We start from the raw sequence: 25,236 nt of genomic DNA, 5'->3' as shown, positions 1-25,236 counted from the left end.
GCCTTCGGCTAGAGCCCCGGCAGCATCGCCTACGGTGAGTGGGCCTTCGGCTACAGCCCCGGCCGCCTCATCTGCGGTGAGTGGGCCTTCGGCTAGAGCTCCGGCCGCGTCGCCTGTGGTGAGTGCGCCTTCGGCTACAGCTGCGGGCGCATCGCCTGCGGTGAGTGCGCCTTCGGCTAGAGCCCCGGCAGCATCGCCTGCGGAGAGTGCGCCTTCGGCGTGCAGCGTCCACGAGGATGCCTGGTCGCTCTCGCCCTCGGGGCAGGAGTAGATCCGCACCGGGCGCTGACCTGTCTCGTCCTCGGCGCCGACGACACTGCGCACCGCGACCCCGCCCGCCTCCGGCAGTACCAGTGGCGCGTGCAGGACGAAGTCCGCCAGCGTCGCGAGGTTCGCCTGGCTGCCGGCTCGCAGGGCGAGTTCGACCAGACCGGCTCCGGGGAACAACACCGCGCCGAGCACGCCGTGATCGGCCAGCCAGGGATGCGTCTGGACCGACAGGCGGCCGGTCAGGATCACACCGCCGGTGTCCGGTTGTGCGATCACTGTGGGAACCAGCGGGTGCCCGGTGGTGGCGAGGCCCATCGATCGAGCATCGCCCTTGCCGGTGGATCCCTCGGGCATCCAATACCGCTGACGCTGGAAGGCATAGGTGGGCAGGGGGATTCGCCGGGCGCCGGTCCCGGTGTACCACGCAGCCCAGTCGACATCGGCGCCGGAGACGAACAATCCGGCCGCCCCCTGCGACACCGAGACGGCGTCGGCTTTGCCGCGGCGCGCCAGCGGCAGCACCGTGGCCGCCGAGTGCTCGCCGTCGAGGCCCTGGGCGACCATCGGGGTCAATACCGCGTCGGGACCGATCTCGGCGAACCTCGACACGCCCGAATCCGCCATCGTCACAACGGCATCGGCGAACCGCACCGTGTCCCGAACCTGGCCGACCCAGTACGACGGATCACCCATTTCGTCGCCGACCCGCGCACCTGTCACCGTCGACACCAAGGCGATAGTGGGTCGCTCGAACGTCAAATTCTCGATCGCCGTGGTGAATTCGGCCAGCATCGGTTCCATCAATGCCGAATGGAAGGCATGCGATACCCGCAAACGATTCGTCCGCCAACCCTTCCCGGCGCACACCTCGGCGACAGCCTCGACCGCGTCCGCGGCACCGGCGATCACCACCGACGCCGGACCGTTCACCGCCGCCACGGACACCTCGCCCGACAGCAGCGCCAGCACATCGCTTTCGGCGGCGCCGATCGCGACCATCGCCCCACCGGCGGGCAGAGCTTGCATCAGCCGGCCGCGCGCGGCCACCAGCACGCACGCGTCGGTCAGCGACAACACTCCGGCCACATGCGCCGCGGCGACCTCGCCAATGGAGTGACCGGCCACCACATCGGCCCGCAGACCCCAGGATTCGAGCAGTCGGAACAACGCCACCTCGAACGCGAACAACCCCGCTTGCGCGAACACCGTCCGGTCGACGAGCTCCTCGGACGTCAGCGCCGCCTCCAGCGAAACCGGCTGTGCCAGTGCTGGGTTCAACTCGCTCACGATGGCCTCGAAATGGTCCGCGAACACCGGATACGCCTTGCGCAACTCGGTCGCCATCCCGGCCCACTGCGCGCCCTGCCCCGAGAACACCAGTGCTGTCGAGCCCGCCGTCGCGCGACCCGACACCACGCCGGGTGCGTCCGCGCCCGCGGCCACTGCGCGCGCGCCCGCGGTCAGATCCGCGAGCCCCTCGGCCAGCACCACTGCTCGATGGGTGAACACGCTGCGGGTCGACGCCAGCGAGAAGCCGACATCGATCGGATCATGCTCTGCCACCGGCGATGCCGCAGCATGCGCCTGGCCGGACAGCCGGGCCGCCTGTTCGGCCAGCGCCGGGCCGCTACGCGCCGAAAGCACCCACGGCACCAGTCCGCCCGCCGGAATAGCCTGCACGGGAGAAGTTCTCGCGGCAGGATCGGGCGCAGGAGCCTGTTCGATGATGACGTGCGCGTTGGTACCGCTGATACCGAACGACGACACGCCCGCGCGCCGCGCCCGGCCGACCTCCGGCCACGGTACCGCCTCGGTCAGCAACCGCACCTCACCCTCGGTCCAGTCGACCTTGGTGCTGGGGTGCTCCGCGTGCAGCGTCCGCGGCAGCAGCCCGTGCCGCATCGCCATCACCATCTTGATCACACCGCCCACACCCGCCGCGGCCTGAGCGTGGCCGATGTTCGACTTCAGCGAACCCAACCACAGCGGACGGTCCGCGGCGCGCTCCTGGCCGTAGGTGGCGAGCAGCGCTTGGGCCTCGATCGGGTCGCCCAGGGTCGTGCCGGTGCCGTGCGCGTCGACCGCGTCGACGTCGACGGGCGCGAGACCGGCATTGGCCAGAGCTTGCCGGATCACCCGCCGCTGCGACGGACCGTTCGGCGCGGCCAGGCCATTCGACGCGCCGTCCTGGTTCACCGCCGAACCGGCGATGACCGCGAGGACTTCGTGCCCGTTGCGGCGTGCATCGGACAACCGCTCCAGCACCAGTACGCCGACACCTTCGGCCCAGCCCACCCCATCGGCACTGTCGGAGAACGACTTACACCGCCCGTCCGGCGACAACCCGCGCTGGCGGCCGAACTCGAGGAACATATCCGGCGTCCCCATGACCGCGGCGCCACCCGCCAGGGCCAGATCGCACTCGCCCGAGCGCAGCGACTGCCCGGCCAGGTGCAGCGCCACCAGCGACGACGAACACGCCGTATCCACGGTGACCGACGGCCCCTCCAGACCGAACACATACGACACCCGGCCCGACACCAAACTGCCCGCGGCGCCGCTGCCGGTGCCGGTGGCCCGGGCGTAGTCGTGATACATCAGACCGGTGAACACGCCGGTCGAGCTGCCACGCAGCGCCGCCGGATCCAGGCCGGCGCGTTCGAAGGCCTCCCAGGAGACCTCCAGCAGCAACCGCTGCTGCGGGTCCATCATGGTGGCCTCGTTCGGGCTGATCCCGAAGAAGTCGGCATCGAATTCCGCCGCGGAGTACAGGAATCCACCGCTGCGGGTGTAGGTCTTGCCCGCCTTGCCGGGTTCGGGATCGTAGATGCCCTCGAGGTCCCAGCCGCGATCCACCGGCATGTCCCCGGTGGTGTCGCCGCCCTCGACGACCAGTTGCCACAGGTCTTCCGGCGACGCGACTCCGCCCGGATAGCGGCACGCCATCGCCACCACGGCGATCGGCTCGTCGTCGGCCCGGCTGTGTCTCCGAACCGCGCGGTCCTCGGCAGCGGTGGTGCCGGTGAGTTGCGCACCGATGAAGTCGGCGACGGCCTGCGGGGTCGGGTAATCGAAGATCAAGGTGGCCGGGAGTTGCAGTTCGGTCGCGGTATTGAGTTTGTTGCGGAACTCGATGGCGCTCAACGAGTCGAACCCGAGCTGCTGGAAGGCCTGCTGCGGTGCGACGGCCGCACTCGAGGCGTGGCCGAGGATCCCCGCCGCCACGGTGCGGACGAAATCGACCAGCGCACTGTCGCGATCGGCCGCCGCGAGGCCCGCCAGCCGTTGCCGGAGCGCCCCACCCGCCGGAGTCCGATCGAGCCGGCGCACCGGTGTCGGGACGAGTCCCCGGACCAGGGGCGGAATCTGCTCGCCCCGGGTGCGCAGCGCCGCCGGATCGATCCGCAACGCCACCGTTTGCGGGCTCCGGGCGGCTACCGCGGCGTCGAACAGCGCCAGACCGTCCGACTCCGACAGCGGCGGGAAGCCCTGCCTGCGCATCCGATCGAAGTCCGCCTCGGACAGCTCCGCACCGAGCCCGCTCGACCGCTCCCACATGCCGTAGTCGAGGGCGGTCGCGGGCAAGCCCAGCGCGTGCCGATGCGCGGCGAGGGCGTCCAGGAAGACGTTCGCCGCAGCGTAATTCGCCTGACCCGCGGCCAGCACCAAGCCACCCGCGGAGGACAGCAGCACGAACAGCGACAGCGGCATGTCCTGCGTGAGCTCGTGCAGATGCCACGCGGCATCCGCCTTGGGCCGGAAGACGGCGTCGACGCGATCCGCCGACATCGACGCGATCACACCGTTGTCGGCGATTCCCGCCGCGTGCACGATGCCCACCAGCGGATGCGCATCGGGGATGCCCGCCAGCAGAGCTGTCAACGCGGACCGATCCGACACGTCGCACGCCGCCACGGTGACCTCGGCGCCGAGCTCGGCCAGTTCGTCACGCAATGCGGCGGCGCCGGGAGCGTGCAGGCCGCGCCGGGACGTCACAAGGAGTTGGCGCACGCCGTAATCGGTCACCAGATGGCGGGCGATCACCGCTCCGAGACCACCGGTGCCGCCGGTCACCAGCACTGTGCCGGACTCGAGCCGCTCGGTACCGGTGCCCGGTGTCCGGCGGGTCAAGCGCGGCACGAGCACGGTCGAGCCGCGCAGCGCGGCCTCGGGTTCGCCTGCCAAGGCCGCCACCGTGTCCGCGGCGACAGCGCTGCTGCCCAGCTCCACATCCAGGAGCTGGAATCGACCCGGATACTCGGCCTGCGCGGCACGCAGTAGACCCCATACCGGCGCTTGGTCCAGGCTGACGATCTCGGAATCATCCACGGTCACAGCGTGTTCGGTGAGTATGACCAAACGTGATGCCGCGAATCGAGTGTCGGCGATCCAGCGCTGAACGGTGTCGAGCACGCCGCGCAGCACCTGTCGCGCCGCCTCGGTCGGCGGACCGTCGTGGCGCGGGCATTCGAGCAGTACGAGATCGGGAACCACCGGATCCGGGCCGTCGTCCAGATCGGTGATCAAGGCCGCGAGGTCGCGGTATCGCCGCATCGAACCGGTATCGCCGCGGCCGTCACCGAGAATCGCGAGGCGATCCGGTTCGACCCGCTGGTCCGGCTCGACACTTCCCGACGACGACTGTGCCGCAACCCATTCCACGGCGAACAAGGAGTCCGGCACCCGGCCGGCGCTCAGACGCTCGACCGGCACCGGCCGAGATACCAACGCGCCCACCGAGACAACCGGCCGGCCCTGCTCATCGGCGATCTGCACCGCGAAGTCGTCGCCCTCGGGAACGCTGCGTACCCGCACGGAGGCGGCCCCGGCCGAGTGCAGTACCACCCGATTCCAGGCGAACGGCAACACCGCCTCACCAGCTTTGCGGCCGTGCAGGATCCCGGCATGCAGGGCTGCGTCGAACAGCGCGGGATGGATCCCGAAACCGTTGCCGTCCTGGGAATCCGGCAGCGCGACCTCGGCGAACAATTCATCGCCGCGCTGCCACGCCGCCCGCAGCCCCTGGAAGAAGGGACCGTACCCGTATCCGAGTGCGAGCAGATCGTCATAGGCCCGGTCGACGTCCAGCGGCTGTGCGCCGACCGGCGGCCAGGTCGCCAGGTCGACATCGGTGGCCAGGTCATGGGGCGCGGCGTCCGGGGCGAGGACGCCCTCGGCGTGCAGCAGCCACGAACCCTCGGCCGCCTGCCGGGAATGCACGCGCAGCCGTCGACGACCGGCGTCGTCCGCGTCGTCCACCACGACCTGCACCGCGACGCTGCCTTCGGCCGGCAGGGTCAGCGGGGTGTGCAGGACGAGTTCGTCGACGACGTCGCAGCCCAGCAGGCCGCCGATGTGGGCGGCCAGCTCGACGAATCCGGTACCCGGCAGCAGCACCGTGCCGTGCACGCTGTGGTCGGCGAGCCACTCCACCGAGTCCAGCGACCACCGGCCGGTGAAGCTCATCTGACCCGAATTCGGGTGCGGCACAACAGCACCTAGCAGTGGATGGTCCACTGTCTGGAGCCCGGCGTCGGTCACTCCGCCAAGCTCGGCGGCCAGCCACGACCGCGCGAGTAGTTTCCGGGCGTCGAGCCAGTACCTCTCGCGCTCGAAGGCATAGGTAGGCAAGTCGATTCGGCGCGCGGTGGTACCGGCGTAGAACCGGGCCCAGTCCACCTCCGCGCCGGACACGAACAATCCGGCGACTCCGGTCAGCAGGGTGGCGGCGTCGGCGTGGTCTCGCCGGACCATTGCCACCGCGCCCGCCGTGATCTGCGCGACCATCGGGGTCAATACCGCGTCGGGACCGATCTCGGCGAACCTCGACACACCCGAATCCGCCATCACGGCAACAGCATCGGCGAACCGCACCGTGTCGCGGACCTGACCCACCCAGTACCGCGGATCGGTCATCTCGCCGGTGACCACCGCACCGGTCACGGTCGACACCAGCGGAATCGCCGGCTCGGCGAAGGTCAAACCCTCGATCGCCGCGGCGAATTCGGCCAGCATGGGCTCCATCAGCGCCGAGTGGAAGGCGTGCGAGACCCGCAATCGATGGGTACGCCAGCCACGTTCGACGCACGCCTCGACAACAGCGCGGACCTCCTCTTCGATGCCGGAGAGCACCACCGACGACGGTCCGTTCACCGCCGCGACCGCGACCCCCGCGGTCAGCAGGGGTGTCACGTCGGCCTGCGAGGTTCCGACGGCGACCATCGCGCCGCCACCGGGCAGGTTCTGCATCAACCGGCCACGCGCGGCCACCAGCACACACGCGTCGGTCAGCGACAGCACCCCGGACACCTGCGCGGCAGCCACCTCACCGATCGAGTGGCCCGCGACCATATCGGGCCGTACACCCCACGATTCCAGCAATCGGTAGAGCGCGACCTCGAAGGCGAACAACCCGGCCTGCGCGTACACCGTCCGATCGACGAGTTCCTCGGATGTCAGCGCCTCGCTCAACGAAACCGACTGTGCCAGTAACGGATCGATCTCAGCGACGATCGCGTCGAAGTGCTCGGCGAACACCGGATACGCCCGCCGCAACTCGACCGCCATCCCGGCCCACTGCGCACCCTGACCGGAGAACACCAGCCCGGTCGAGCCCGGAACTACGTGACCTGACACCACAGCCGCGGACTGCGCACCCTCGGCGAGCGCCCGTGTCCCCGACAGCAGATCACTTCGGTTGTCCCCCAAGACAACTGCGCGATACTCGAAGACGCCACGCGTGCCGGCCAGTGAGAAACCGACATCCGCCGGATCCAGATCCCGCTCGGACACCGCCGACACCAGCCGCCCGGCCTGACCGGCGAGTGCTGCACTGCCGCGCGCCGAAATCACCCACGGCAGCACCTCGCAGGCCCGGTCTGCCGGAGCGGCCTCGTCCGCGCCCGAGGCCCGAACCGGTTCCGCCGCAGCCTGTTCGAGGACGACGTGTGCATTGGTGCCGCTGATGCCGAAAGACGACACCCCGGCGCGCCGCGGTCGATCCGCCTCCGGCCAGGCCACCGGCTCGGTCAGCAGTTCGACGTGCCCCGCAGACCAATCCACCTTGCTCGACGGCCGATCCACGTGCAGCGTACGGGGCAGGACCCCGTGCCGCATCGCCATCACCATCTTGATGACGCCGCCCACACCGGCCGCGGCCTGCGCGTGCCCGATATTGGATTTCAGCGACCCCAGCAACAGCGGCCGGTCCGCGGGGCGCTCCTGACCGTAGGTGTCCAGCAGTGCCTGGGCCTCGATCGGATCACCCAGCGTGGTGCCGGTGCCGTGCGCCTCCACCGCGTCGACATCGCTCGGCGCGATCCGCGCATTCGCGAGCGCCTGCCGGATCACCCGCCGTTGCGAGGGGCCGTTCGGCGCGGTCAAACCATTCGACGCACCATCCTGATTCACCGCCGACCCGGCGATCACCGCGAGCACCTCGTGCCCGTTGCGCCGGGCGTCGGACAACCGCTCCAGCACCAGCACACCGGCGCCCTCGGACCACGCGACACCGTCGGCGGCGTCGGCGAACGACTTGCTCCGCCCGTCGGGGGCCAATCCCCGCTGGCGACTGAACTCCACGAAGACCTCGGGTGTCGCCATCACGGCGACACCGCCCGCCAGGGCCAAATCGGACTCGCCCGACCGCAGCGACTGTCCGGCCAGGTGCATGGCCACCAGCGACGACGAACACGCCGTGTCCACGGTGACCGACGGCCCCTCCAGCCCGAGGACATACGAAATGCGTCCGGAGGCAATGGATCCCGAGTTCGCGTTGGCCGGGTAGTCGTGATACATCATGCCCGCGAACACTCCGGTGGCACTGCCCCGCAGCGCGGCGGGATCGATGCCGGTTCGTTCGAGGGCCTCCCACGAGGTCTCCAGCAGCAGGAACTGCTGCGGATCCATCGACGTGGCTTCCTGGGGGCTGATCCCGAAGAACGCCGTATCGAATTCGCCTGCGGAGTGCAGGAATCCACCGGAACGGGTGTAGCTGGTGTTCGGCTTCTCGCCGGTGGGATCGTAGATCCGCTCGGTATCCCAGCCACGATTACCTGGGAACTCCGAGGTCGCGTCGACACCGTCGAAGACCAGCTTCCAGAGGTCCTCGGGCGAGGCGACGCCGCCCGGGTACCGGCACGCCATGCCGACGATCGCAATCGGCTCGTCGGCAACGACTTTCGCGGTGACCGCGGTGTCTTTCGCGGTGCCGGTCAACTGGCCGGCCAGGTGCTCGGCGAGCGCCTGGGGCGTGGGGTAATCGAAGATGACGGCGGCGGGAAGCGACAGTCCGGTGGCGGTTTTGAGACGATTGCGCAGTTCGACGGCGCTCAGGGAGTCGAAACCCAGGTCCTGGAACGAGCGGTCGGGCTCGATCGCGGACCCGCCCTCGTTGCCGCGTACGGCCGCGATCTGGGTGCGCACGGTATCGAAGACCAGCTGCCGTCGCCGTTCGTCATCCAGTCCTGAAAGGCGTTGCCGCAGAACGGATATCGCCGAAGACGTCACCGCACTGCGGCGGGCCGCCGGGGCGAGTTCCCGCAGCAGGGCGGGTAGCGGCCCGGTTTCGGCGCGAGCGCGGAGCGCGGCGGTGTCGAGGGTCGCGATCACCGTGTGCGGCGCGCCCCGGCGCAGTGCCGCGGCCCAACCATGCAGCGCCTGCTCGTCGGTGAGCGCGGCGAATCCACCCCGGCTCATCCGCGCCACGTCGGACTCCTGGAGGTGCGCGGTCATGCCGCGAGACCGGGCCCACGGACCCCACGCCAGCGATTGACCGGCGAGCCCGCGTGCCCGGCGGTGGGCCATCAGCGCGTCGAGGAAGGTGTTCGCGGCGGCGTAATTTCCCTGCCCGGGCCCACCGAGGGTGCCCGAGATCGACGAGAACACCACGAACGCGGCCAGATTCAAGTCCGCGGTCGCTTCATGCAGATACCAGGCGGCGTCGGCCTTCGGCGCCAGCACCGCGTTCATCCGCTGCGGGGTCAAGGACGCGATGGTCCCGTCGTCCAGCACCCCCGCGGCATGGATGACACCGGTCAGCGGCCACTGGGCCGGGACCGCGGAGATCAGCTCGGCTACCGCCGCGGCGTCCGCGACGTCACAGGCCACGACCGTGACCTGCGCGCCCAACTGCTCCAGCTCGGCGCACAGGGCTGCCGCTCCCTCGGCCCGCGGGCCGCTCCGGCTGGCCAGCAGCAACGACCGCACGCCGTGCTCGACCACCACGTGCCGGGCCAGCACCGCGCCCAAACCGCCGGTGCCGCCGGTGATCAACACCGTCCCCGCGCCGAACCCGGCTACTTCGTCGCCGCTGTCCGTGTGTTCGCCCGCGGGCCGGACGAGGCGAGCGGTGTGGGGAATGCCGCCGCGCACGACAATCTGCGGTTCGCCGACCGCCACGACGGCGGATGCGAGTTGCTCGCCGATGCCGATGCCGATGCCGATGCCGATGCCGATGCCGGTGCCGGTGTCCGTGTCGGTGTCCACCAAGATGATTCGGCCCGGCTCCTCGGCCTGGGCGGCACGCACCAAGCCCCACACCGCCGCGCCGGGGAGATCGGTGAGCTCCTCCTCGGGCAGAGCGACCGCGCCCCTGGTGGCGATCAGCAGCGTGCTCGCCGCGAACCGTTCCTGTGCCGACCATTCCTGCAATACCGCGAGTATTCGCGTGACTTCGCTCTGGGTGGCGGCAACTACGCCGGTGCCGTCGGTGTCGTTCCACCCGGCACCGGCTTCGACGAGCACCACCGGAGGTACCTGCGCCGCTTCATCCAGCCTGTCCCAGCGCCCAACCCCGGCATCCAGTGCGGAGTGCTCAGCCGCTCCATCCGGCCTGTCCCAGCGGCCAACCCTGGCATCGAGTGCGGAGTGCTCAGCCGCTCGATCCGGCCTGTCCCAGCGGCCCGCCTGGGTATCGATCACCAGCCGCTCGGCCGTTCCATCCAGTCGGTCCCGGTTCCCCACCCCGGCATCGGGTCCGGGCTGCTTGGCCGTGGCTGGTGACCACACGAGTTCCAGGATCGGGTCGGCCGCGCCACCCGACGCGACCGCGACGAGCTGCTCGAGCGGCATCGGCCGTGCCGCAACCGATCCCGAGAGGACCGGGTGTCCGTATTCGTCGGTCACCCGCACCGACACCGAGGATCCGGTGGGGGTCAGCTGTACCCGCAGCACGGCGGCGTCCGAGGCGTGCAGTTCCACCGAGTCCCACGCGAACGGCAGCGCGACCTGCCCAGCCGCGACCGTGAACGGCGATTCCGGTTGTCCCGCATCGCCTTCGACCGCACCTGCCAGGTACCCCGCGTGCAAGGCGGCGTCCAGCAACGCCGGATGGATCCCGAAACCTTCGACGTGCACCCCGGTGTCCGCATCGGCGGCGATCTCGGCGAACACCTCATCGCCGCGCCGCCAGAGTGACCGCACGCCCTGGAAAGCCGGACCGTACTCGTAACCACGGGCGAACAAGTTCGAATACGCTGCGGCGACCTCGATTTCGGTCGCCGCAACCGGTGGCCACGCCTCGGTCCGAGGTTCGGCCGTCCCGCCGGCGATGGTCAGCACGCCGCGCGCGTGCAACACCCACTCGTCGTCCTCGTCGTGCTCCGGACGGGAGTAGACGGCGACCGGCCGCTGCCCCTGCTCGCCTCCGCCGACGACGACCTGGATCTGCACACCGCCCGCCGCGGGCAGCGGCAGGGGAGCCTGCAAGGTCAGCTCCTCGAGCACCGGGCAGCCGACCTCGATTCCGGCCCGCAGGACCAGCTCCGCGAACCCGGTTCCCGGCAGCAGTACCGCGCCGCCGATCACATGATCGGCCAGCCACGGCTGGCCCGCGAGCGACAGCCGTCCGGTCAGCAGGACCTCGCCCGACTCCGGCGCCGACACCACCGCGCCCAGCAGCGGATGCTGGACCGCGCCCAAACCCGCGGCTTCGACCCCGGCGTTACCTCCGACCGGGTCGACCCAATAGCGACGACGCTGAAAGGCATAGGTGGGCAACGGGACTCGCGTGACCGGGCGTCCGGTGAACAGCGCCGTCCAGACGACATCGACGCCGACGGCATGCGCGTGCGCGAGGCAGGTCACGAACTGCTCGACCTCGCCGCGCCCGCGGCGGGCTCCAGCCAGCACCGCCGCCTGTGCTTCGACATCCTCCGGCAGACACTGCCTGGCCATCGCGCTCAGTACCGCATCGGGACCGATCTCGAGGAATCGGCGCACGCCCGAAGCCACCAGGGTGTCCACGCCGCGCGCGAACTGAACGGCCTCGCGGACCTGCCGGACCCAGTAGGCGGGCTCGAGCACCTCATCACCGGCGATCCGGCCGGAGAGGTTCGATACCAGTGGAATGTTCGGGCGCTGGTAGGTCAACGACCCTGCGACGGTGGCGAATTCGGCCAGCATCGGATCCATCAGGTGGGAATGGAACGCATGCGACACCCGCAGCCGGGAGGTCTGCCAGCCGCGCTCCGCGCACCGCTGCGCGAGCGCCGTCACCGCCTCCTCGTCGCCCGAGACCACCACGGCCATCGGCGAATTCACGGCGGCAACGGACAATCGCGGCACCTCGTCGGCGAGCATGGGGGCGACCTCGCCCGCGCTCGCCGCAATCGCGAGCATCGCGCCCCCGGCCGGCAGTCGCCCCATGAGCTTGCCGCGCGCCGCGACCAGGCGGCACGCGTCCGGCAGCGACCACAGACCGGCGAGGTGCGCGGCGGCCAGCTCACCGATCGAATGCCCGATCAGCGCGTCCGGCGTCACTCCGAAGGATTCGAGGAGCCGGTACAGCGCGACTTCGTACGCGAACAGCGCGGGCTGGGTGAACTCGGTCCGCTGCAGCGCGTCGTTTCCCTGCCCGTCGGGCCCGCCCGCCGTGGTGTCTTCGGGACCGTCGCCGACCGCTCGGCCGGTGAACATGAGCTGCCGCAGCGAGGTGCCCAGCAGCGGGTCGAACAGCGCGCAGATCTCGTCCAGCGCGGCCGCGAACACCGGAAACGCCTCGTACAGTTCGCGACCCATCCCGACCCGCTGCGCGCCCTGTCCGGTGCACAGGAAGGCGGTCTTGCGGGTCAGCGCTCGCCCGGTGATGCCGTCGCCCGCCGCGCCGTGCGCCGCGAGCTCTGCCAGTCCGGCGAGCAGGGTGTCCCGATCGCCCGCCACCACCGCGGCCCGCCACTCCAATTGGGCGCGGCCGGTGACCAGCGAATAGCCGATATCGCCGACCGTCAGGTCGGGACGTTCACGCACCCAGTCCAGCAGTTTGGCCGCCTGCGCGCGCACCCCGTCCTCGGTCTTGGCGGACAGCGGCAACGCGGCGAGCTCGGAGACGACCGGTGCCCGCTCGGGGACGACCGCACCCGCACCGGCATCGTCCGCCGGCGCGGCCGCGGGCTCCACGGGAGCGGGCGCCTCTTCCAAGATCACATGCGTATTGGTGCCGCTGGCGCCGAAGGACGACACACCGGCACGCCGCACCCGCTCGCCCGCCGGCCACGGCTCGGCCGAGGTCAGCAGCCGCACGTTGCCCCCGGACCAGTCCACATGCGGTGTGGGCGCATCGATATGCAGTGTCGCGGGCAGTGTTTCGTGCCGCATCGCCTGCACCATCTTGATCACGCCACCGACGCCGGCCGCGGCGGAAGTGTGCCCGATATTCGATTTGAGCGATCCGATCCGCAGCGGATCGCCGACGCGATCGCGACCGTAGGTGGCGATCAGCGCCCGCGCCTCGATCGGGTCGCCGAGCTGGGTGCCGGTGCCGTGCGCCTCGACCGCGTCGATATCGGCGGGGGACAGACCGGCATTGGCGAGTGCCTGCGCGATCACCTTTTCTTGCGAGGGGCCGTTCGGTGCGGTCAGTCGGCTGCTGGTGCCGTCCTGGTTCACCGCGCTGCCCCGCACGACCGCGAGGACTGGGTGACCGTGGCGGCGCGCGTCCGACAGCCGCTCGACTACGAGCATGCCGAGACCATCGGAGAATCCGGTCCCGTTCGCCGCCGCCCCGAACGCCCGGCACCGGCCGTCCGGGGACAGCGCGCGCTGCCGGGCGAAGCTGATGAGCTGGGCGGGATCCGACATCACGGTGACACCGCCGACCAAGGCGAGAGAGGTCTCGCCCTGGCGCAGGGCCTGGCAGGCGAGATGCAGGGCCACCAGCGACGACGAGCACGCGGTGTCCACCGACAGCGCCGGACCCTTGAAACCGAGGCTGAACGACACCCGCCCGGACAGGATGCTGGCCGAAACGCCCGGGTGCGCATTGCCTTCGGATTCCGCACTGTGACCGGGCGCGCCGACACGGCGGCCGTAGTCGAAGTGCATCACGCCCGCGTAGACACCGGTATCGCTGTCGCGCAGCGAGACCGGATCGATGCCGGCGTTTTCCAAAGCCTCCCAGGACGCTTCGAGGAACAGGCGCTGCTGCGGATCCATCGCCTCCGCCGTGCGGGGGCCGAGGCCGAAGAAGCCCGCGTCGAAATCGCCTGCCGCATCGAGGAATCCACCCTCCCGGGTGTATACGGTCCCGGGCACGTCCGGGTCGGCGTCGAAGAGCCGCTCGAGATCCCAGCCGCGGTCGGTGGGGAACGGACCGATCGCATCGGTTCCGGAGGCGACCAGATCCCACAGCCGGTCCGGTGTGTCCACGCCGCCCGGGTACCGGCAGCTCATGCCGACGATCGCGAGCGGCTCCCCGGCCTTTTCCTCCAACTGCTGGATGCGCGTGTTGGCGGTGCGCAGATCTCCGGTGACCTTCCGCAGATACCGGCTGAGGCGTTCCTCGTTGCTGCTGCTCGGATTGCTCATGCTGGGCCGAACTCCTCGTCGATCAGGGAAAAAAGTTCATCGTCGGAATGCGACTCGAGGTCGTCGTAGGCACCGTCGGACCACGCGGCGCCCAGATGGGCGTGCAGACGGTCGGCGACGCCCCGCAAGGTCGCGATGGTCTCGTCGGTGTCGCCGCCGTCGGCGATGATCCGCTCGACCATGGCCTCGAGCTGTGCGATGTCGGGCAGCACCGCCGCGGCCGTGGGCGCGGCCGCCGGTGCGGGTGCGGCCGTCAGGGCTTGTTCCAGCAGGTAGCCCGCCAGAGCTCCCGCGGTGGGGTAGTCGAACACCAGGGTCGAGGGCAGCGACAGCCCCGTCATCCGCGACAGCCGGTTGCGGAACTCCACGCCGCCGAGGGAATCGAAGCCCAATTCGTCGAAGCCGCGATCGGGACCGATGTCGTCGATCGACTCGTAACCCAGGACCGTGGCCGCCTGTTCGCGCACCAGGTCGAGGACGACCCCGCGACGCTTCGCTTCCGCCACCCCGTGCAGCCGCTCGCCGAGCGTGGGTCCAGCACTCACCCGCGTGGTCGTCCGCCCGCTCGCGCGCACGAATCCGCGCAGCACCGCCGGAACCGACCCGGTGTGCGCTTCGACGCGCAGCTTGTCGGTGTCGAGATGCAGCAGCGCGGGCACCGGCTCCGCCGTGGTCAGCGATTCGTCGAACATCCGCAGGCCGTCTTCGTGGTCCAGCGGCGCCAGGCCCAGCCGGTCCAATCGGCTCATGGCGGTGCGGTCCAAGGCGCCGGTCATGCCGAGGTCCGGTCGCCATGGACCCCAGGCGAGCGCGAGCCCCGGCAGCCCTTCGGCACGGCGGCGCAGCGCGAGCGCGTCCAGGAAGCCGTTGGCGGCAACGTAATTCGCCTGTCCGGCCGAACCGATCATGCCCGCGATCGAGGAGAACATGACGAACGCCGACAGGTTCATGCCCGCGGTGAGCTCGTGCAGGTGCCAGGCCGCCTCGGCCTTCGGAGCGAATACCTGGTCGATCCGGTCGGTGGTGAGGCCGTCGAAGGTGCTGTCCGCGAGCACACCGGCGGCGTGCACGACGCCGGTGAGCGGGTGCTCGTCCGGCAGGTCCGCCAGCAGTGCCGCCACGGCGTCGCGGTCGGTGACATCGCAGGCGGCGATGCGCACGTGTGCGCCGTATCCGGACAGTTCCGCCGCGAGTTCCGCTGCGCCGTCGGCACGTTCGCCGCGCCGCGAGATCAGCAGCATCCGATCGACACCGTGCGCGGTGACCAGGTGCCGGGCCAGCAGCGCGCCCAATCCGCCGGTTCCGCCCGTGATCAGAACGGTCCCCTCGCCGAATGAGATCGGTTCGCCCGCAGCGGATGTCACCGGCTCCAGCCGCGGCGCCAGGACGCTGTCGCCGCGCACCGCCACCTGTGGCTCGCCGACCGCGACGGCGGTCCGTATCACGTCGGCCGAAAGGTGGTGCATACCAACGGATCGATCCACGTCGAGCAGCACGATGCGATCCGGATATTCGGCTTGAGCGCTGCGGATCAGCCCCGACACGGCGGCTGCCGCCGGATCCGGTGCGGAATCGGGCATGGTCGCCGCGCCTTCGGTCACGACAACCAACTGCGACCGTCCGAACCTCTCGTCGGTCAGCCAGCCCCGTACCAGCTCCCATGCGGCATGCACGCGAGCACGTGCGGGCTGCCGCGGAGTACCCGGTAGTCCGGCGGCTTCGGGCCAGACCACGACGTCCGGAACGGTCGAGCCGGCGGCCAGCGCCGCCAGATCCGGATACCGCTCCTCGATCCCGGTCACGATCGCCGCCCCGAGCACGGCCGCGCTCCCGATCGAGGCGAGCGCGGCCGGTACTTCTGCCGGGGTCCAGCGCAAGCCGTACCGGCCCGCTCCGCCGCCCGACAGCGTGGCGCGGAACTGGGCGACGTCGTAGGAACGCATGACGACTTCATCGATCGACACCACCGGGTTGCCGTCCTGGTCCACGGCCACCACGGCGATCGCCTCGCTGCTGCGCCGGAGCGCCATCACCCGCATCGAGGTGACCGGAGACGTCGTGTGGAATTGTGTTGCGCCCCAGCGGAACAGGAGTTTGCCCTCGGCGGGGTTGCTGTCGAGATCCGACCAGATCAAGCTGACGAGCCCGGCGTGCATCACCATGTCGAACAGGCCCGGATGCAGCTGGAACCCGTCGCCGGGCACCTCCGGGTTCAGGGTGATCTCGGAGAACGCCGTGTCCTCACTGTGCCAGGCGGCGTCGATGCCGCGGAACGACGGCCCGTACGCCAGCCCGGCGACCCGGGTCGCATGGTCCGGAATCCAGTCGGTATCAACCGGTTCGGCGGCGACCGGCGGCCAGGGCGTACTGCGCAGCATCTCCATCAGGCCGAGGTCGATCAGCTCGCGTCCACTCAGTACGCCGCTGGCATTGCGCGCCCACTCGCCGCCGGGGAGGCGGTAGTGGAAGGTGAAGGCCCGGCGTCCCGCGACATCCGGTTCCCGCACCAGCACTTGGAGTTCGACCTCGCCGTCCGCCGGCGGCAGGATCGGCCGTTCCAGGATCAGTTCGTCGACGACGTCGCAGCCGATCCGCCGACCGGCTACCAGCAGCATCTCCATGAGCGCGGCACTGGGGACGACCACCACGCCGTAGGTGGTGTGGTCGGTGATCCACGCGTGCGTGCGCAGCGAGAATCGACCGGTGAACATCCACTCGTCCCGATCGGCGACCCGCACCACGCCGGTGAGCAGTGGGTGTTCCGAGGCGTCGGGCCGCCGCGGCGGCAGGCCGGGTTCGAGCCAATAGCGCTGGCGCTGGAAGGCGTAGGTGGGCAAGGCGATTCGTGGCGTCGGGCGGTCGCCGAACAACGGCGTCCAGTCCACGGTGACGCCCGCGGTGTGTGCCTGGGCGAGCATCGTCACGAATTGCCCGACCTCGTCGTGGTCCCGGCGCGCCGCCGCCGCGACCACCGCGCGCGACTCGATCTCGGCGGGCAGGGTCTGCCGGGTCATCGCCGCCAGCACGGCGTCCGGTCCGATTTCGAGGAAGCGGCGCACGCCTGCGGCCGCGAGCGTCTGGACGCCGGGTGCGAAACGTACCGCGGCACGCACTTGCGCCACCCAGTAATCCGGTTTCAGGATCTCGTCACCGGCGATCTCGCCGGAGATATTGGATACCAGGGGAATCCGCGGGGCGTGGAAAGTGGTCGCGGCAGCCACGATCTCGAATTCGCCCAGCATGGGCTCCATCAGGTGCGAATGGAAGGCGTGTGACACCCGCAGCCGGTTCGTCCGGCGGCCCCGCTCGGTGAACTGCCGGTCCAGGGCGTCGACGGCGTCGGCGGCACCGGAGATGACCACGGCCGCGGGCGCGTTCACCGCCGCGATCGCGAGCCGATCACGGTATTCGGCGATGGCGGCGTCGACTTCGTCCTCGGACGCGGCGATCGCGAGCATCGCACCGCCCTCGGGCAGCGCCGCCATCAGGCGGCCGCGGGCCGTGACCAGCGCGCAGGCATCCGCCAGGGACCACACGCCGGCCAGGTACGCCGCGGCCAGCTCGCCGATCGAATGACCCACCAGCACATCGGGTGTCACGCCGAAGGACGCCAGCAGCCGGTACAGCGCCACCTCGAACGCGAACAGCGCGGGCTGGGTGAACTCGGTCCGATCCAGCGAGCCTCTCGCGATCCCGGAATCGCCGGGGGACTCGTCGCTGAACATCACTTCTTTCAGCGAGCGCCCCAGCAGCGGATCGAACTGCGCGCACACCTCGTCGAGCGCGGCGGCGAAGACCGGGAAGGCCGCGGCGAGTCCCGCGCCCATGCCGACCCGCTGCGCGCCCTGGCCAGTGCACAGGAAGGCGGTCTTCCCGGCCCCTACGGTGCCGGAAACCACTCGGGCAACGGCCGACCGGCCGGGGGAGCCGCCAGGGTGGGTCAACGCCGGCGCGGATCCGGCGGCCAGTTGCCCCAGCCCGGCCAGCAGTTCGTCGCGATCGGCACCCAGGACCACCGCCCGCGTCGCGTGCTGCGCGCGGGTGGCGGCGAGCGCGTGCGCGACCTGCGCCGGATCGCTGTCGGGGTGGTCGATCAGCCACCGCTGGAGTTTCGCCGCCTGCCCTCGAATCGCGGTGTCGTTCTTGGCCGACAGCAGCCAGGGCACCGTGCCGAGCGAGTGACCACCGGCTGCCGCCGGAACGCCGGGTCCGGGCGCCTCTTCGAGGATGGCGTGCGCGTTCGTGCCGCTGACACCGAACGAGGACACCCCGGCGCGACGCGGCCGGTCACCGGCCGGCCACGGGTGCGCCTCGGTCAGCAGCGCGACGTCGCCGGCGGTCCAGTCCACGTGCGGGCTCGGCGCGTCGGCATGCAGGGTCTTGGGCAGAGTCTCGTGCCGCAGCGCCTGCACCATCTTGATGACCCCGCCGACACCCGCGGCGGCGACGGTGTGGCCGATATTCGACTTGAGCGAGCCGATTCGCAGCGGACGCTGCGCGCGGTCGCGCCCGTAGACCGCCATCAGCGCCTGTGCCTCGATCGGATCACCCAGCGTGGTGCCGGTCCCGTGCGCTTCGACCGCGTCGATATCCGACGGCGACAGGCCGGCATTGGCCAGCGCCGCGGTGATCACGCGTTCCTGGGACGGACCGTTCGGCGCGGTCAGGCCGTTGCTCGCCCCGTCGGAGTTGATCGCCGTGCCACGCACGAGGGCAAGGATGTTGTGCCCCAGGCGTTTCGCGTCGGAGAGCCGCTCCAGCACCAGCACGCCGGCGCCCTCGGAGAAGGCGACGCCGTCGGCCGCCGCGGAGAACGCCTTGCACCGGCCGTCCGGCGACAGTCCGCGTTGCCGCGCGAAATCGACGGACAGATACGGGCTGGCCGCGACCGTCACGCCGCTCGCCAGCACGAGCGAGCTCTCCCCATTGCGCAGCGCCTGAGCGGCCAGGTGCAGCGAGACCAGCGAGGAGGAGCAGGCGGTGTCCACGGTGAGCGTGGGACCCTCCAAGCCCAGCGCGTAGGCCACCCGCCCCGACATCACGCTGCTCGTGGTGCCGGTGAGCCGATAACCCTCCAGATCGCCGCCGACCAGGTCGACGTACCCGGATGCGCCCGCGCCGACGAACACCCCGGTATCGGTGCCCCGCAACGAGGAGGGATCGATACCGGCGTCTTCTATTGCCTCCCAAGATGTTTCGAGGAGCAGGCGCTGCTGCGGGTCCATCGCGGACGCCTCCCGGGGGCCGATCCCGAAGAAGCCCGGATCGAAATCACCCACGTTGTCCAGAAATCCGGCGCGCCGCGCGTAGACGGTGCCGGGCTTGTCCGGATCCGCGTCGAACAGTCGCTCCAGATCCCAGCCCCGATCGGTCGGGAAATCGCCGGTCGCGTCGATCCCGGCGGCCACGAGATCCCAGAGCTGATCGGGTGATTCGACGCCGCCGGGAAACCGGCACGCCATACCGACGATGGCGATCGGCTCGTCGGCCCGAACCCGGCGCACCGCCTGGACGACGGGTTCGCCCGCCGTCGGCTCGACGCGGGACAGCACCAGCTTCGCCACCGCCGCCGGGGTCGGGTGATCGAACACCAGCGTGGAGGGCAGCTGTAGCCCGGTGGCCTTTCCCAGCCGGTTGCGGAACTCCACGCCGCCTAGCGAATCGAAACCGATCTCGTCGAAACGCTGGTCCGATCGAAGGTCGGCCGCGGAGTCGTGACCCAGGACCGCTGCGGCCTCGGACAGCACGGTCTCCAGGACCACCGCACCGCGCTGTGCCGCGGGTGTTTCGGCCAGGCGGGCGCCGAGCGTCCCGGCCGCCGCGGCGGCCGGGGTAGCGGCACGCGCCCGGCGGGGGAGGAATCCGCGCAGGACTTCCGGCACCTCGGACTCCTCGCCGGTGCGCAGGGCACCGGCATCGAATCGGATCGCCGAGAGTCGCGCCGAGCCGTGCGCGAGTGCGTCGTCGAAAAGTCGCACTCCGTCGGCGTCGGCGAGTGGGCTCAGCCCCAGCCGTTCCCAGCGCGCCAGCGCTCCGCGATCCAGTCCGCCGGTCATCCCGCTGGACTGATTCCACGGACCCCACGCCATCGAGGTCGCGGCGAGTCCGGCGGCGCGGCGGCGCTGGGCCAGGGCGTCCAGCGCGGCATTCGCCGCGGCGTAGTTCGCTTGGCCCGAGGTGCCGAGCACGGCCGCGATCGAGGAGAACACCACGAATGCCCGGACGACTCGGCCCCGGGTCAATTCGTCCAGATACCAAGCACCGTCGACCTTCGGTGCGAGTACGCGATCGACTTGGGCGTCGGTCAGTGCGGAGACGGTTCCGTCATCGAGCACGCCCGCGGTGTGCACCACCGCGATCGAAGTGTCACCGGAGCCGATGTCGTCGAGCAGGGCGCGCACCGCCTCGCGATCGGCGACATCGCACGCGACGACCCGGGCGCGGGCCCCCAGCCCGGCCAACTCCGCGACCAGGTCGGCGGCTCCGGCCGCGTCCGGACCCCTCCGTGAGGTCAGAACCAGTTCGCGCACACCGTATTCGGCGACGAGGTGCCGAGCGAACAGTGCACCGAGGCCACCGGTGCCGCCGGTGATCAGTACCGTCGCACCGTCGAAGGTCGCCGCGCGGTCCGCGGGTTCGCTTGCGGCACTGGGAGTCTCGGTCCCACGCCGGAGTCGGGGAACCAGAACGCGGGTGTCGCGCACCGCGATCTGTGGTGCGCCCGTGTTCAGCGCGGCGGCGATCCGATCGGCAGTAGCGGGTGCGGCGGGATCCTCGTCGATCAGGACGAACCGATCGGGATGCTCCGACTGCGCGCTACGCAGCAGGCCCCAGACCGCAGCCGCCGACGGATCGAGAGTTTCGCCGGGGAGACCGGCCCCACCCGAAGTCACCACCACCAGCCGGGTGTCGGCCGATCGCGGCTGCGCGAGCCACGAGCGCAGCAGCGCCAAGGCCGAGTGCACCCGTGCGCGTATCGCCTGTGGTTCGTCGGAATAGGTTGCGGCCGAGTATGAAACGGCACGCCACACCACTGCTCGAGGAAGGTCGTCGGTGGCGACGAGATCGGCGACCGAGGAGTAGCGGGTATCGAAATCCAGAGCCGCGTCGGTTGATCCCGTGTCGGGGTTCGGCGCGAGGGTGGGCACGGACCCGGCGACCGAGGAGTATTGCGTATCGAAGTCTGGTGCTGTGCCCGGTGATTCCGCATCGGTGAGGAGCGCGAGGGTGGGGACGGGCCCGGCGCTTGCCGCGCTGGGGTTCGGATCTTCCTCCCAGTGCACCTCGTACAGCGCGGCGTCGTCGGCCGAGAGCGCACCGCGGAATTCCTTGACGTCGTACGGACGCATCACCACGGCGTCCACTGAGACGACGGGATTGCCATCCGGGTCGACGGCCGCGACCGCCACGGCTTCCGGGCCCTGGGCGACCGCGATAACCCGCAGTGCGGACACCTCGGCGGGCGCTACCGTGGTCGGCGCATGGTGGAACCGGGCCCCGGCCCAGCGGAAGAGCAGTTTGCCGGTGTTCGGATCGGGATTGCCGTCACGCCAGATCAGCCGGGAGAACGCGGCATGCATCACCATATCGAGAAGTGCGGGATGCAGCGTGTGACGTCCCGAATGCGTTGCGGCAGTGCTGAGTTCCGAGTTCAGGGCGATCTCGGAGAAGACGGCGTCGTCGCGCTCCCACACCTGCCGCACCCCGAGGAATGCCGGACCGTATTCGAGTCCCGCGTCCGCGGCGATCTGTGCGGGCAACCCCGCACTGTCGAGGTGATGTGCGTCGGCAGGTGGCCACGATTCCGCCCGTAGTCGAGTGAGCACATCCGGTTCGTGCCTAGCTCTGGCCGTCGGCTGCCCGGCCGTCGCGAGCGTACCCGTCGCGTTGTGAATCCATTCGTCGGAAGCCGATGTGCGGAAATAGAAGTCGAACGGGCGATGGCCGGTCGCGCCAGGTGCCTGCACCAGGACCTGAAGTTCGATCTCATCGCCGTCGGCGGGCACGATCGGTGCTTGCAGGGTGAGTTCCTCGACTGCCTCGCAACCGATTCGGTCACCGGCGACGAGCAGGAATTCGATCAGCGTGGCGCTGGGTAGCACCATCACGCCGTACGACATGTGGTCAGCGATCCACGGATGCGTCGCCACCGACAGCCGGCCGGTGAACAGCCACTCGTCCGAACCGGCCAATCCGAGGACCCCGGTGAGGATCGGATGATCCGACCTGCCCGCGGCCGCATCGTGGTCCGGATTCAGCCAGTAGCGACGACGTTGAAAAGCGTACTTGGGCAGGGGGATAGGAGCCGTAGCGCGCCCGGCGAAGGTCGTCCGCCAATCGACTCGCGCACCGGTCGCCTGGAGGTGCGCCAAGGCCGCGACGAACTGCGCGGCTTCCTCGGACGTCCGTCGCGCCAGTGCCACTGTCGCCGCGAGATCGGTATTCTCACCGAGGCATTCGCTGGTCATGGCCGTCAGTACCGCGTCAGGTCCGACTTCGACGAACCGGCTGACCCCGTCGGCGCGCAGCGTTTCGATCGCGGGCGCGAAGCGAACGGTGGCGCGGACCTGCTGCACCCAGTACTCGGGATCGGTCACCGCGTCACCGGCCGACTCTCCGGTGACGGTCGAGACGATCGGCAACTTGGGCGCGCGGTAGTCGAGTTTCTGTGCGACCGAGCGGAATTTGTCGAGCATCGGCGTCATCCGCGCCGAATGGAAGGCATGGCTCACCCGTAGCCGCTTGGTCCGGATGCCTTCGGCGGCGAGTTCGCGCTCCAAGCTCTCGATCGCCTCCGTATCGCCGGAAAAGACTGTCGAGAGGGGGCCGTTCTCCGCGGCTATCGAGAGGGGACCGGTCTCCACAGCCGAAGAGGCCCGATCCGACACTGCCGCAATGATCTCCGCGATCTCCGCGGCGCGCGCCGCATCGATCGCCACGGCGAGCATCGCGCCGCCTTCGGGCAGCGCGCCCATCAAACGGCCGCGAGCCGCCACCAGCGCGCACGCGTGCGACAGCGACAGGACACCGGCGACGTGTGCCGCCGCCAACTCGCCGATCGAGTGACCGACCAGCACATCCGGTGCGACGCCGAAGGATTCCAGCAGCCGGAACAACGCCACCTCGAAGGCGAACAGCGCGGGCTGCGTCCATTCGGTGCGGTCCAGCACGCCTTCGGGATCGGTGAACATCACCTCCCGCAGCGACCGTCCGAGTACCCGATCCAGCACCGCGCAGACCTCGTCCAGCGCGGTGGCGAACGCCGGGTACGCGCTGTACAGCTCGGCGCCCATCCCCACCCGCTGCGCACCCTGGCCGGTGAACAAGAACGCGCTTGCACCTGAATCAGCCTTGGCTACAACAGTATTCGGACCTCCCGCAGCCAGATCAGCCAAACCGGTCAGCAGGTCGGCGCGGTCGCGCCCGGTGACCGCGCCGCGCCACTCGAGCAGCGCCCGCGTGCTCACCAGAGCATGTGCCACCTCGTGCACGTCGAGGTCCGGGCGCTCGATCAGCCACTGCCGCAACCGATCCGCCTGTGCGTGCAGTGCGGCCTCGGATTTGGCCGATACCACCAGCGCGACGCTGCGCTCACCCGCCCCGTCGGCGTTGCGCTCACCCGCCCCGTCGGCGTTGTGCTCACCCGCCGGGTCGGTCTGGCCTACGGCCGTCCGGCGGTGCTCACCTGCCCCGTCGGCTTCGGCTCCGGCCGCCACTCGGTCGGCCGGGACGCGCGGCAAGGACTCTGCCTCGGTCGCGTCCTCCGCCCCGGCGGGCGCTTCCTCGAGAATGAGGTGCGCGTTGGTGCCGCTGGCGCCGAAGGAGGACACGCCCGCTCGGCGCACCCGTTCGCCCGCTGGCCACGGGTGGTTGTCCTGAAGTAGGCGGACGGTGTCGGCGGACCAATCCACGTGCGGTGTGGGCTCATCCACGTGCAGCGTTCTGGGCAGCACACCGTGGCGCATGGCCTGCACCATCTTGATCACGCCGCCGACACCGGCGGCGGCCGAGGTGTGTCCGATATTGGATTTCAGCGAACCCAGCCGTAACGGCTCACCCTGGCGGCCCGCGCCGTAAACGCTGATGAGCGCTCGTGCCTCGATCGGGTCGCCGAGCATCGTGCCCGTTCCGTGCGCCTCGACCGCGTCGACGTCGGCGGGATCCAGTCCGGCGTTGGCCAGGGCCTGGGCGATGACCCGCTCCTGGGAGGGACCGTTCGGCGCGGTGAGCCCGTTGCTCGCGCCGTCCTGATTGACCGCGCTGCCGCGAATGACCGCCAGCACGTTGTGGCCCGCGCGCTGGGCGTCCGAAAGCCGTTCCAGCGCCAGCATTCCGAGTCCCTCGGAGAAGCCGGTGCCATCGGCGGCCGCCGCGAAGGCCTTGCACCGGGCATCGCTCGACAGGGCCCGCTGCCGAGCGAACGCGATCAAGAGCGACGGGTCCGACATGATGGTGACGCCACCGGCCAGCGCGACGTTCGTATCGCCGGAACGTAATGCCTGGCAGGCCAGGTGAATAGCCACCAGCGAGGACGAACACGCGGTGTCGACCGCGATCGCCGGGCCGGTGAAGCCGAACGTGTAGGCAATGCGCCCGGCCAGAACGCTGTTCGAAACACCGAGGTAGGCATGGCCTTCGGTCTCCGCGCCGATGGCGGCCGAACCGATGCGCGGGCCGTAGTGCTGATGGATGACACCGGCGAATACCCCGGTTTCGCTGCCACGCAACGACGTCGGGTCGATGCCCGCGTCCTCGAGGGCTTCCCAGGCGGCCTCCAGCATGAGCCGCTGCTGCGGATCCATCGCCGCCGCCTCGCGGGGGCCGATACCGAAGAAGGCGGCATCGAAATCGCCGATATCGTCGAGGAACCCACCGTCGCGCGTATAAATGGTGCCCGCCGCGTCGGTGTTCGGGTCGAACAGCCGCGCGAGGTCCCAGCCTCGATCGGCCGGATAGCCGCCGATGGCGTCGACGCCGTCCGCGGTCAGCTGCCACAGCTGCTCGGGCGAGCGCACCCCGCCCGGGTACCGGCACGCCATACCGACAATGGCGATCGGTTCCTGCATTCGCTCGGTGAGCGTGCGCAGTCGCTGTTTGGTGTCGTACAGCTCCTTGGCCGTCTTCTTGAGGTACCGGCGCAGTTCGTCGTCGTCAGCCATCAGT

General features: G+C 70.2%; 2 protein-coding genes (1 of these 2 cut by a window edge). Both read right to left on the bottom strand.

Annotated features, from left to right (window positions below; translation table 11 throughout):
* Positions 1–14,073 carry the 5' portion of an SDR family NAD(P)-dependent oxidoreductase gene (locus AB0M14_RS28235; RefSeq protein ID WP_365000003.1) on the bottom strand. 2,685 nt of this gene lie to the left of the window's left edge, so only the first 14,073 of its 16,758 coding nucleotides appear in the window; the start codon lies at positions 14,071–14,073; its stop codon lies off the left edge, out of view.
* Positions 14,070–25,232, bottom strand: a complete 11,163-nt coding sequence (locus AB0M14_RS28230) for a type I polyketide synthase (RefSeq protein WP_365000002.1) — start codon at positions 25,230–25,232, stop codon at positions 14,070–14,072. Before AB0M14_RS28230 ends, AB0M14_RS28235 begins: the two co-directional genes overlap by 4 nt.
* Positions 25,233–25,236: the final 4 nt, after the last annotated feature.

The organism is Nocardia sp. NPDC051832 (genome assembly GCF_040681285.1).
Lineage (GTDB): Bacteria > Actinomycetota > Actinomycetes > Mycobacteriales > Mycobacteriaceae > Nocardia.
Note: the sequence above shows the minus strand (reverse complement) of the source record. Positions and strands in the feature narration are given on the sequence as shown.

Bases quoted from the DNA above. Each gene is read 5' to 3' on its own strand.
- AB0M14_RS28230 (WP_365000002.1), bottom strand. From the start codon at position 25,232: ATGGCTGACGACGACGAACTGCGCCGGTACCTCAAGAAGACGGCCAAG.